Annotated in this window: 9 protein-coding genes; 2 read left to right on the top strand and 7 right to left on the bottom strand. The window is 60.7% G+C overall.

All coding sequences use genetic code 11. The annotated features are described in order from the left end of the window. Positions 1 to 266: 266 nt before the first annotated feature. The 7 genes from JQ624_RS10125 to JQ624_RS10155 all read right to left on the bottom strand — a co-directional run bounded on the left by JQ624_RS10125 (position 267) and on the right by JQ624_RS10155 (position 9,611). Positions 267 to 962: a hypothetical protein gene (locus JQ624_RS10125; protein ID WP_212418721.1), complete on the bottom strand. Its 696-nt coding sequence runs from the start codon at positions 960 to 962 to the stop codon at positions 267 to 269. 169 nt (positions 963 to 1,131) lie between these two features. After that, positions 1,132 to 3,198 (bottom strand): ATP-dependent helicase, encoded by a 2,067-nt coding sequence (locus JQ624_RS10130; RefSeq protein ID WP_249129671.1) that lies wholly within the window; start codon positions 3,196 to 3,198, stop codon positions 1,132 to 1,134. Between the two features lie 143 nt (positions 3,199 to 3,341). Beyond that, positions 3,342 to 3,755: a hypothetical protein gene (locus JQ624_RS10135; protein WP_212418723.1), complete on the bottom strand. Its 414-nt coding sequence runs from the start codon at positions 3,753 to 3,755 to the stop codon at positions 3,342 to 3,344. A 168-nt stretch (positions 3,756 to 3,923) separates the two neighbouring features. After that, entirely contained in the window at positions 3,924 to 4,406 is a 483-nt protein-coding gene (locus JQ624_RS10140; protein ID WP_212418724.1) for a hypothetical protein, read from the bottom strand. 433 nt (positions 4,407 to 4,839) lie between these two features. Beyond that, on the bottom strand, positions 4,840 to 5,028 hold the full coding sequence (locus JQ624_RS10145) for a hypothetical protein (protein ID WP_212418725.1): 189 nt from the start codon (positions 5,026 to 5,028) through the stop codon (positions 4,840 to 4,842). Between the two features lie 50 nt (positions 5,029 to 5,078). Then, complete coding sequence (locus JQ624_RS10150) at positions 5,079 to 5,630, bottom strand: hypothetical protein (protein ID WP_212418726.1); 552 nt, start codon at positions 5,628 to 5,630, stop codon at positions 5,079 to 5,081. 234 nt (positions 5,631 to 5,864) lie between these two features. Then, positions 5,865 to 9,611, bottom strand: coding sequence for a vitamin B12-dependent ribonucleotide reductase (locus JQ624_RS10155; RefSeq protein WP_212418727.1), 3,747 nt, complete (start codon positions 9,609 to 9,611; stop codon positions 5,865 to 5,867). Positions 9,612 to 10,433: 822 nt separating this feature from the next. Here JQ624_RS10155 and JQ624_RS10160 point away from each other — a divergent pair. Further along, a complete protein-coding gene (locus JQ624_RS10160) occupies positions 10,434 to 11,330 on the top strand; it encodes a DMT family transporter (protein WP_212418728.1) in 897 nt (298 codons plus the stop codon). 171 nt (positions 11,331 to 11,501) lie between these two features. Then, positions 11,502 to 12,563, top strand: coding sequence for a ketopantoate reductase family protein (locus JQ624_RS10165; protein WP_212418729.1), 1,062 nt, complete (start codon positions 11,502 to 11,504; stop codon positions 12,561 to 12,563). The last annotated feature ends 49 nt before the right edge of the window (positions 12,564 to 12,612 follow it).

Consider the following 12,612-nt stretch of genomic DNA (forward strand, 5'->3'; position numbering starts at 1 on the left):
TGCCGTCCTGGCGGCGTCAGGGAGTAGGGTGGGTTAGCGCAGCGTAACCCGCCGACTCGGTCGCTGAGAACGGCGGATTACGCCTTCGGCTAATCCGCCCTACGCTTGCTCTTCCGCAGTACACGCAGGGCCCCAGGCACAAATCGCGAAAACAACCCCATGCAAAGTAGCGAGCGTAGCCCGGATGAGCGCAGCGATATCCGGGGGTGATGTTAGAGTTGTCCCGGATGTCGCTGCGCTCATCCGGGCTACTAGCTAGCACTGCTTTATCGCTTCGGTCTCCTTTGGTAGACCCCTGAAAACGACACGTTGGCGCCGCCGCAATGGAGATTGTCGCCGACAACCAGTGACTTGCCGACGAGCTGCATAGTGACCTGGCAGTCGAGTTCGTCCGTCCCGTCGCCGAACTTCATTTTACCGGCAGAAGGTTTTGCGTCGTAATCGAGTTCGCCGGTATGGGTGCGGCTGCCCGAACCCCATGTGGCCTCGCCCTTGACGGCGAGCGTACCGGCCTCTTTCGATTTCGAGATGCTGATAACATTGTCGTAGGCGCGCCATTCGCCGAGCCAATCCCGCATCGCCGGTGGTCGGACGTCCTCCTGCCACGCAAGCCGGTCGGTCGCGATCCAGCCGACCGTTTCGGTGCCCTTGCGAGGTTGAAACCAGCTGCACGCGAACTTGCCGAACGTCCTGGAAATAATGACTTCATCGTTGGGAACGACATAGGTTTTCAGACGACAGGCCTGGTCGTCGGGGCAACGCTCGTTGTCATCGCCATGGAAGTAGATCCTGTCGCCTGCCGCGCCCTTGATCTTCGCCAGCCTGTAGTTCGTGCTCTCGCGTGGAAAATATCCGTTCCGACAAACGTTGTCGGCGTTGCCCTTGAGCTGGGCGGATGCGGGCGAGGCCTGGAGAAGGCTCCATGCGAGGAGTCCGAGCGAAGCCTGGACAAGGCGGTTCATTTGGTTTTCACTTTCGGTTCATTCTCCGCGTGAAGTATAGCCGCGTGGTTGCACGGTGATTCCATTCTAATTTGGCCCGCCAGAGCGTCGCAGATCAATCGCGGAGAGGCATGATCAACAAGGCGTTGCCCGACAGGATTGAGCGAGTAGCGGCAGGATCGCAGGCCGACTAACGCCACATGCCGCGCATGCGCTCACGAATATCCATCTGCACGGCTTGATTTGGCGTCGCGCGGGCCGCCGGGGCCGCCGCCGGCCATACCTGCCGATCGAACAGCTTCACCAGATGGTCCGGTATGAACCGCGTCCGCGACGCATAGACATGGCGGTCGCCGCGGGCCTGCTGACCATGCACGAAGAAGCGCTGCGGCACGATCAGGTGCAGATCGTCCTTGGCGCGCGTCATCGCAACGTAGAGCAGGCGCCGCTCTTCTTCGAGTTCAGCCGTCGTGCCGGCGCCGAGATCGGACGGCATGCAGCCGTCGACGACGTTGAGGGCGTATACCGATTTCCATTCCTGCCCCTTTGCAGAATGGATGGTGGACAGGATCAGATAGTCTTCGTCGCGCAGCGGCGGCCCCGAGCGATCGCTGGTCGCATCAGGCGGATCGAGCGTGAGTTCGGTGAGGAAGCGCTCGCGGGAGGGATAACCCGAGGCGATCTGCTCGAGCTGTAGCAGATCGGCGAGCCGCACCTCGGCATCCTCGTGGATGCGCTCCAGATGCGGGGTGTACCAGAGCCTGATGCGTTCGATGTCGACAGGCCATTCCGAATAGCTGACATTGCGCAGCGTTTCGACAAAGGCGGTCCAGTCCTGGCCGGCGCGGGGCGGGGTGGGCAGCGCCGCGAGGGCAGAGATCGGATCGGCCATGACAGTGGTTTGATCGAGAATGCGCTGCGCCGACGCCGGCCCGATGCCGGGCAGCAGGTGCAGCACGCGGAATCCGGCGACGCGGTCACGCGGGTTCTCGATGAACTTTAGTAGCGCCAGAACGTCCTTGACATGGGCGGCGTCCAGAAACTTCAAGCCGCCGAACTTGACGAAGGGAATATTGCGCCGTGTCAGCTCGACCTCCAGCGGGCCGCTGTGCGACGACGTCCGGAACAGGACAGCCTGCTCCTTGAGCCGCGTTCCTTCCTCGCGATTCGCCAGCACCTGCTCGACGATGTAGCGCGCCTGGTCGGCCTCATCGCGCACCGTAACCAGGCGCGGCAGCCGGGCCGAATGGCGCTCGGTCCAGAGGTTCTTGGTGAAGCGTTCCCGGGCAAGCCCAATCACGCCATTGGCCGCCGCCAGAATCGGCTGGGTCGAGCGATAGTTGCGGTCGAGCGTGACGATCTCCGCCCGCGGGCTGAAATGGTCAGGAAAATCCAGAATGTTCCTGATGGTGGCGGCGCGAAACGAATAGATCGATTGGGCGTCGTCTCCCACCACGGTGAGGCCACGCCCATCAGGCTTGAGCGCCAGCAGGATCGCCGCCTGCAGCTTGTTGGTGTCCTGATACTCGTCGACCATGACATGATCGAACCGGCCGCCGATCTCCTGTGCGATTGTAGGCTCCGATACCATCTGCGACCACCACAGCAGCAGGTCATCATAGTCGAGCACATTCTGCTTCTGCTTGGCCTCGACGTAAGCCGCGAACAGTTGCTTGAGCTCATCCACCCATCCCGAACACCATGGATAGTGCTGTCCGAGTACCGTCTCGATCGGCATCTGCGCGTTCACGCAACGGGAATAGATCGCAAGGCAGGTGCCCTTGGTCGGAAACCGAGACTCGGTCTTTGAAAATCCGAGTTCGTGGCGCACCAGGTTGAGCAGGTCGGCCGAATCCTCGCGGTCGTGGATCGTGAAGGCCGGATCGAAGCCGATGCTCTCGGCGTATTCACGCAGCAGCCGCGCCCCGATGCCGTGAAAGGTTCCGGCCCAGGTCAGCGCCTCCGTCATGATGCCGGCCTTGTCGCCGAGCACGCGGCGCGCGATGCGTTCGACACGCTGGGTCATCTCGGCGGCGGCACGGCGCGAGAACGTCATCAGCAGCATGCGGCGCGGGTCGGCGCCGCTGATGATGAGGTGGGCCACACGATGCGCGAGCGTGTTGGTCTTTCCGGATCCAGCACCGGCAATGACCAGAAGCGGCGAGCCGATGGTTCCATCGGCGCCGATGCCGTGCTCGACGGCCCGGCGCTGTTCCGGATTGAGGCTTTCCAGATATTTATCGGTCGTTTCAGGCAGCACGAATCACCCCATGTCATCGGAGACTCGGCCGATTCGCAGGGGCTCGCAACGACGAATGTCCGCTCTTTCCCGTTATCCGGCAAACGCGTTGTTAAGGATTGGCCCGCGCTGATTTGCGCTTACCCTACGCTTGCTACAGGCTACTCACCGTAAATCATGACTCGTTCAAAAACTGCTTTGCAATGCGGGCAAACGTCTTTGCCCATTAGGCGGGTCAAGTGATAGAACTGTCCATGCTTCTGCTCGCACACCGGACAAAATGCTGCGCCCTTTGGTTTGCCGTCCTCACCCTTCTTGTATTTGAATCCCTTTACTTCGATCGTCTGAGCTGAACGCTGAAATTGCTTCTTGAGAGCTGCAATCTCAGCGTCCTTGCCTGTTAGTTCCTCCTTCGCTTCCGCGAGAGCCAGCTTTATCTCGGAAAGCGCCACGGTCAGATCGGCGATCTTCAGCTTGAACTCGGCCGCGTTGATCGCTTTGTCGATGCCACGCAGCTCTTGCGCTAGTTTAATAGCTTGGCCAGCGGTCGCGAGCGCTGTCATTATGTCGACCATGCTTAATCCTTCAAAACAAAGTAAGGCCAATTGTGATTGCGCGTGCAGCGAGTAGGGCGGGTTAGCGGAGCGTACCCCGCCGACTTGGTCACTTGGAAAGGCGGATTAGGCTTCGGCTAATCCGTCCTACGCTTGCTCCCAACTTCCACGCCATCGCTAATCCTCCCTCTAGTATGCAGACCAATTCTTCCCGTCCCATACAAATCCTGTCGAAGCGAAAGATCCGGCTATCGACCATTCCGGTAACCCGTCAATCGTGCCGCCCTCGGCCCGGACTTTGATTTCGCGCAGATGCGATGTTCCACTCTTGTCTTTGATTGAAACTGTCTTGCCCTTCAGAAAACCTGAAGGCAGCAGGATCACTGGAGATACGTCATTGGTTGCTAGATTGACTTGAACAAGATCGTCGGTTGGTTGAACCCGATAGGGGTTTTCATTCGTCACTTCCGCAATTCGAATGTGATAAGGCGACTTAGTCTCTTGGGCTAGTTTTAGGCGCTCTTCGAGAGTTGCAATCTTCCCAGATGACTGGAAGTAGGCTGCGCTATATCCAGTGCTTGCGGCAACGATGGCGACAAAGATTGTCCACTTTATCGCAGCGCGCTTGGTCGGAAACCCGTCAACAATGCGGTCAAGCTGGTCGGTGCCCATTGGAACGCACCCCACTCAAATAGCCGAGCGCGGCCTAAAAAATCTATTTTCGGATCTATTACAGATTTCACATGTCCAATCTTCGCGAACGTTGCCTTTGGCGTCGGTTGACGGGTACGAGTGATATAGTCGCATTCCGCGCTCTCCACAGAACTTGCAAACGTCGGCGGGCCATTTGCCATTCAACTTGTCTTCTAATGCGGATAGTCTTTCTTCCAGGGACTTTGTTCGGTCTGGAATGGTGCCCAACTCTTTCCAAAGCGGAACGTCGTTGAGCCATTTGCGTACATCATCAAGAACGCCCATTTTTGTGTTCTCACCCCGTGGTTGAAACCTCCCGCAACCGGAGAACGCGCGCAAGCTCAATTTTCCCCCTGATGGAGTTGCTTCACGAGGGCCGGCATTGTTCTCATGGATCAACTTACGCCCCTTGCTAGCGCGTCGTGGCTGTGGAGGGTTCGATTACCGATCCACGATCCGGCGACTCCTGATTATTGCCTGATCCGGCTCGGAATTGTTCGAGTTCGTCGATCGCTTGCTCTACTAGCTGCGCCATCTTTTCCAGGGACTCGATGATTTCGCGGCCTTCCAAAGGTCCGCTGCCGAATAGCAAAACCGCCATGGCGTTACCGTGATTCGTTATTTTTATGGGTCCGGGTACCTCAGCATAATTCAACCGTCCACCGCTGCGCCGCAACGTGTGTAAGTCGCCCCACTTACTTCGTTGATAAAGTCGAAATTTTCAATCGCTTGCACTGAAACAAAGGGAATGAGCAAGTTGTGCTTGGCGGTATTGTCTAGCTGACTGATTGCCCAGATGCATACGTCGCCAGTGTCGTGGATGACGATCTTGTCCACGAGAAGCGTTGCCAAGTCCGGAAATCGTTTCTTGATAAGCTGAAAGGTGGAATGCGCGCCCGGATTGCTTTTATCCTTAGCAACCGGGAAAGCGTGCTTGGCTCCCTCTGCACCAAGAATGTCCACAACTGCATGATCAAGGGCGGCTCTAAGATTATGTACCGCGTCTCCGATCGAAAGAGCAATTTCGGCTGGGGGCTCAGCGGTAGACACGACAGAAATAGCCGCTTGGCCGGTACTGGCGTCGGTCTCGACGTGAAGCTTGCAAAACTCTTTTGTAAGAAAATCTTCGATGGCTCGCTTGGTCTCATCGATAAAGTTGCGGGCTCGTTTGATCTTTAGCCGCGAGCTCTGAAATTGCTGCATAACGCCGTCCCTCGTTCAGCGCACTCTGACGCGAACTCAACCTCAACGCGCAGGCAAAGGCAATTCCCCTAAAGGGGTGCCGAGGGGCTCGTTCGAACAATCCAGAGGGTAATGAAGGAACCGCTATGGCAATGCGCGAATTGATTTCATTGGTGAACGCGGAGGGAATCGAACCCTCGACCCCATGATTAAAAGTCACAGGGGCGAGGGTCACCTTCAAATAACAGCCAGCTCTCAACTACACCCCGTCGTGGACCCACACGTATCGCACTTCATGCAGGTGCCGTTCCGCACCAGCGTGAAGTTGCCGCACTCCGAGCACATCTCGCCTTCGTAGCCTTTGGCTTTCGCTTCCGCCCGGCGTTCGGCCTTGCTTGGTGCGATGGCCTGGGCGGCGCTGCCGGCCTTGCTCCACTGCATCGCTTCCAGCTTTTCCGTTGGCGACAAATCGTGCTGGGATTCCTGCTTAAGCGCCACCGCGCCTTCGATGGTGTCGGCGAGGCGGGCGCTGGGGCCGTGTCCGCCGATCGCGGTGACGTTGCCGGAACCGCGGGCGTCGACGTCGACGCCGCGCATGACCACCAGTCTATCCGAGCGCGAGCGGGTCAGGCCCTTGGACAGATATTTGTTGGCCTGGTGGCTGCCGTCGGACGGCTCCTTGCCTTCCTCGACGCCTTTGCCCATCGCGTCGAAGTTGGACTCAGAAGGATCGACGTGGGCGAGATCGAAGCGCGACATGTAGCTGACCGCGAGTTCGCGGAACACATAGTCGAGGATCGAGGTCGCGTACTTGATGGAGTCGTTGCCCTGCACGGGGCCCGCCGGCTCGAAGCGGGTGAAGGTGAAGGCGTCGACATATTCTTCGAGCGGCACGCCGTATTGCAGGCCGAGCGAGACCGCGATGGCAAAATTGTTGATGAAGGAGCGGAGGGCCGCGCCTTCCTTGTGCATGTCGATGAAGATCTCGCCGAGACGGCCGTCGTCATACTCGCCGGTGCGCAAGTACACCTTGTGCCCGCCGACCACCGCCTTCTGGGTGTAACCCTTGCGGCGATCCGGCATCTTCTCGCGCTCGCGCATCACCACGATGCGCTCGACCAGCTTCTCGACGATCTTTTCCGACACCTGGGCAGCACGTGCGGCCATCGGCTTGTCGTAATACGCTTCCGTCGCATCATCCTCGTCGTCATCATCGCTGATGAGCTGCGAGTTCAAGGGTTGCGAAAGCTTCGAGCCGTCGCGGTAGAGCGCGTTGGCCTTCAGCGCGAGCTTCCAGGACAAGAGATACGCCGACTTGCAATCCTCGACGGTGGCGTCGTTCGGCATGTTGATGGTTTTTGAGATCGCGCCCGAGATGAATGGCTGCGACGCCGCCATCATGCGGATGTGGCTCTCGACCGACAGATAGCGCTTGCCGATCTTGCCGCAGGGGTTGGCGCAGTCGAACACCGCGTAATGTTCTGCCTTGAGGTGGGGAGCTCCCTCGACCGTCATCGCGCCGCAGATGTGCACGTTGGCGGCCTCGATTTCGCGTTTTGTAAACCCGAGCGCGGCGAGCAGGTCGAAGCCGGGGGCCGCGATGACTTCGGGCGCGATGTTCAGCGTCTCGCGCAAAAAGTCTTCGCCGAAGGTCCACTTGTTGAAGGCGAACTTGATGTCGAACGCGGTCGGCAGCGCCTTCTCCACCTTGGCCAGCGCTTCGTCGGTGAAGCCCTTGGCCTTCAGGGTCGAGACGTTGATGCCGGGCGCATTGGAGAGCGAGCCGTGGCCGACGGCATAGGCCTCGATCTCCGCGATGTCGGCCTCGCTATAGCCGAGCGTCCGCAGCGCCACCGGGACGGCCTGGTTGATGATCTTCCAGTAGCCGCCGCCGGCGAGCTTCTTGAACTTGACCAGCGCGAAATCAGGCTCGATGCCGGTGGTGTCGCAATCCATCACCAGGCCGATGGTGCCGGTCGGCGCCACCACCGTGGTCTGCGCGTTGCGGTAGCCATTGAGCTCGCCGAGCTCGAGCGCCTTGTCCCAGGCGGCCTTGGCGTGGGTGATCACATCTGCCTGCGGGCAGGAGGCGTGATCGAGCGGCACGGGGCTGACCGCCAGCGCCTCATAACCACGGGATTCGCCATGCGCCGCGCGGCGATGGTTGCGGATCACGCGCAGCATGTGCTGGGCGTTCTTCTTGTAGCCGGGGAAGGGGCCAAGCTCCTTCGCCATCTCGGCCGAGGTGGCATAGGCCACGCCGGTCATGATGGCGGTCAGCGCGCCGCACAGCGAGCGGCCTTCCTTGGAGTCGTAGGGCAGGCCCATGGTCATCAGCAGGCCGCCGATGTTGGCAAAGCCGAGGCCCAGCGTGCGGAACTCGTAGGAGAGTTCGGCAATCGCTTTTGAGGGGAACTGCGCCATCATGACGGAGATTTCCAGCACGATGGTCCAGAGCCGGCAGAGATGCTCGTAGGACTCGACGTCGAACCGTTTTGTGGTGGTCGAATAGAAGGTGATCAAATTGGCGGAGGCGAGGTTACACGCCGTGTCGTCCAGGAACATGTATTCCGAGCACGGATTCGACGCGCGGATCTCGCCGGACGCCTTGCAGGTGTGCCAGTCGTTCATGGTGGTGTTGAAGTGCAGGCCGGGATCGGCCGAGGCCCAGGCGGCGTGGCCGATCTTCTCCCAGAGCTCGCGCGCCTTGAGAGTCTTCGTGATCTTCTTGTTGGTGCGGCCGATCAGGTTCCAGTCGCCGTCGGTTTCCACGGCGCGGAGGAAATCGTCCTTCAGCGAGACCGAGTTGTTGGAGTTCTGGCCGGATACCGTGAGGTAGGCTTCCGAATCCCAGTCGGTGTCGTAGGTCGGGAAGTCGATCTCCTTGTAGCCCTGCTTAGCGAACTGGATCACGCGCTTGATGACGTTGTCGGACACCAGCGCACGGCGCGCCAGCTTGATTTCGCGACGGAGCGCAGGGTTTTTCTCGGGGTCGAAGCAGTCGTCGCCGGAGCCTTCGCAATTGACGCAGGCCTTCAGCACGGCTTTCAGGTGCTTCTGGTTGATCTTGGAGCCGGTGACGAGAGCGGCAACCTTCTGCTCCTCCTTCACCTTCCAGTCGATATAGGTCTCGATGTCGGGATGGTCGGCGTCGACCACGACCATCTTGGCCGCGCGGCGCGTGGTGCCGCCGCTCTTGATGGCGCCCGCGGCCCGGTCGCCGATTTTGAGGAAACTCATCAGGCCGCTTGAGCGGCCGCCGCCGGAAAGCTTTTCGCCTTCGCCGCGCAGGCGGGAGAAGTTGGAGCCGGTGCCGGAGCCGTATTTGAACAGCCGCGCTTCACGCACCCAGAGGTCCATGATGCCGCCCTCGTTGACGAGGTCGTCACCCACGCCCTGGATGAAGCAGGCGTGCGGCTGCGGATGCTCGTAGGCCGACTTCGACTTGGTCAGCTTCCCCGTGAACGGATCGACATAATAGTGGCCCTGGCCGGGGCCATCGACGCCGTAGGCCCAGTGCAGCCCGGTGTTGAACCACTGCGGCGAGTTCGGCGCGACCATCTGTTTGGCGAGCATGTAGCGCAACTCGTCGAAGAAGGCCTGCGCGTCCTCTTCTGTGGAGAAATAGTTGCCCTTCCAGCCCCAATAGGTCCAGCAGCCGGCCAGCCGGTCGAACACCTGCTTTGCCGAGAGTTCACTGACGAATCGTTCAGATTCGGGGAGGAGGGCCAGCGCCTCGGTGTCGGGCACCGAGCGCCACAGCCAGGACGGCACGGTCTCTTCCTCGACCTTCTTCAGCCGCGCGGCGACGCCCGCTTTGCGAAAGTACTTCTGGGCCAGCACGTCGGAGGCGACCTGCGACCAGAACTGGGGCACTTCGACATTTTCGAGCCGGAACACGATCGAACCGTCGGGGTTGCGGATCTCGGATGTCGTCAGCCTGAAATCAATCCCTGCATAGGGTGACTGGCCGGAAGTGGTGTTGCGCCGTTCGATTCGCATAGGTCGTGCCCCGTCTTCTTGACCGGTCCGCATTTCCCGCGGTTGCCGGATGTTATCAATGAGCGAACTTTCGGCACCAAGGTTGAAGACAACCTTGGGCCTGAGATCCGCAAGCTCTACCGGTGGACCCGGCCCTGTTCTGTCTTCGCCACCCCAAGGTCCCGCCGATCGACGGGGCCAATCCCTCTTCAGATTTGAGCATGATCCGCTTCGGAAAACCGGTTCCCACTTTTCCGGATCATGCTCCAACTCAACGCCGCAACTCGTCACCTGGGCCGGTTTCGGCCCTTTTTTACCGCCCCAAAACCCCACGGAATTCCGGGAGGAATGTTGGGGTCCCGAAGGCAGACAAGTCCTCCACCCGTGCCTCAACCGGCTGACGGAGTGCTCGTTTCGGAACCCATTTGGGAGCGACCGGCGGGACCCAAAACTCACTCGCGCCGAACAGGAAGAAAGCTAGGCCAAACCCGTCGCGCCCGTCAAGGACTAGTACGAGTTCCTGAATCAAATACTAAATATGGTGGAAAGTAAGGGATAACAGGGGGTGATGCCGCCCCTGTGATGGGCCCAAGTATCAGTGAGTCCTCAGGGATTCCCAAGGGAAAAAAATTGTTGCGGCGTGTGGAAACCAGCTTCGCCCCGCTGTTCACAGGGCAGGTATTTTTTCAGCCGCCGGGATTGCACTGGAGAGACTCACGTAGGCCTACGGAGCGCGCTTCCGTAAGGCTACGGGCAGGGGAGGTCTGGCATGTCCGCGCATCCGTGGTCGGAGGGGCGGATACGCGCCATGGTGCGGGCTGATTCCATCCCTTGCCGGGCTCCATGACAGAATCAAAACCCACCGCGCCTTCGCGGATCGCGCCCGCAGGCCTGATGTTCCTCGCCATCACCTCGGTGGGCTGGGGCTTTAATTGGCCGGTCACAAAGTATCTCCTGAGCGAGCTGCCGCCGCTGACGCTGCGCGGCACCACCGGCATGATCGGCGCGCTGTTGCTGGCGCTACTGGCGCTGGCGCGCTCCCAGAGCCTGAAGGTCGAGCGCCATTTGTGGCCGCGGCTGATGCTGGCGGCGCTACTCAACGTCACCGGCTGGATGGTGCTGATGGGGCTGGCGCTATTGTGGCTGCCGGCGAGCGAGGCGGCGCTGATCGCCTACACCATGCCAGTCTGGGCCTCGCTTCTGGCCTGGCCGGTGCTCGGCGAGCGGCCGACGATCCTGCGCACGGTGGCGCTGGTGATGGCGTTTGCGGGGTTGGCCGCGATCATGGGCGGCAACGGCATCACTGCCACGACCGAAAAACTGCCGGGCATGGTGATGGCGCTCGGCGGCGCGTTCGGCTTTGCGCTCGGCACGGTGCTGGCAAAGAAGTTGCCGGTGCCGCTGCCGCCGATCCCGGCTGCCGCCTGGCAGATCGGGCTCGGATGTTTCCCGATCGTCATCATCGGTCTCGCCTTCGAGACCACGCATATCGATGGCGTGACGCAGCTCGGCTGGTGGTTGCTGGTCTATTCGACCGTGATCCAGTTCTGCATCGCCTATGTCAGCTGGTTCGCCGCGCTGGCCCGCCTGCCGGCTTCGGTGGCGGCGATCGGCACCATGGCGGTGCCCGTGATCGGCGTCGTGGCGTCGGCGATCGCATTGGGCGAGCCGCTCGGGCTGACGCAGATCGTGGCGCTGGTCTTTACGCTGGCCGGCGTGGTGCTGGCGACGCGGTCTTGAGGCAAGTCTCGCCCTTTCAATCCCATCGCAGGCGGGCCGCAAAGGTTGGATTCCGGCCTGCTATGTGATTGTAACGCCTATTAATATACTGTATGCCACGGGCGAAGTTTGCGGCCCGGCTGGGGTCGGGGCGTTCGGGAAAATTCCGGCATCACCTGTGAAAGAGAGAGTATGGCGCGCAACATTTTGATCCTTGGGGCCTCGTACGGCTCCTTGCTGGCGACAAAGCTTTTGATGGCAGGTCACAACGTGACCCTGGTTTGCCGGCGGAAGACGGCAGACCTCATCAATCGCGACGGCACCGAGGTTCGCATCAAGCTGCGCGACGAGGCGGTGCACCGCGCGATCTTCTCGCGCGATCTGCCGGGCAAGCTGGACGCGACCACGCCCGCCGAGGTCGACCTTTCCCGCTACGATCTGGTCGGTCTTGCGATGCAGGAGCCGCAATACACCAACCATACGATCCGCGTTCTGATGATCAAAATCGCCGCGGCCGGGCTTCCTTGTCTTTCGATCATGAACATGCCGCCCTTGCCCTATCTCAAACGGATCCCGGCGCTGGCGGAGATGGACCTGGAGGAGGCCTATACCAACGCGTCGGTGTGGGAGCGGTTCAAGCCGGGGCTGGTGACGCTGTGTTCGCCCGATCCGCAGGCCTTCCGCCCGCCGGAAGAGGCCGCGAACGTCCTTCATGTCGGGCTGCCGACCAACTTCAAGGCCGCGGTTTTTGAGGACGAGCAGCACAACAAGATGCTTCGCGAGCTCGAAGCCGACATCGACGCGGTGACGCTGGATGGCAAGGACGTTCCGGTGAAGCTCAAGGTGTTCGACTCGCTGTTCGTACCCCTGGCCAAATGGTCGATGCTGCTGACCGGCAATTACCGCTGCATCACGCCGCACGAGCCGCAGTCGATCCGCGATGCCGTGCACGGCGATCTGAAGCTCTCGCAGTCGATCTATGACCATGTCGACGGCATCGCTCGCCGTCTGGGCGCCGATCCGCAGGATCAGGTGCCCTTCGCGAAATACGCCAAGGCGGCAGAGAGCCTGCTCAAGCCGTCATCGGCGGCCCGTGCGGTTGCTGCTGGAGCGCCCTTCATCGAGCGGGTCGACCTCCTGGTGAAGCTGGTTTCCGATCAGCTCGGCGCGCCCAGCGCCGAGATCGACCGCACGGTGCAGACTGTCGATCAGAAACTGAACGAGAAGATCGTGGCGGGCGGATCGGGCTCGTAGCGACGGGCTTGCGATCGTAACTTGGAGAAGCCTCCACGCACTTCACCCG

The organism is Bradyrhizobium sp. AUGA SZCCT0283, from assembly GCF_018130385.1.
In the GTDB taxonomy this organism is placed as follows: Bacteria; Pseudomonadota; Alphaproteobacteria; order Rhizobiales; family Xanthobacteraceae; genus Bradyrhizobium.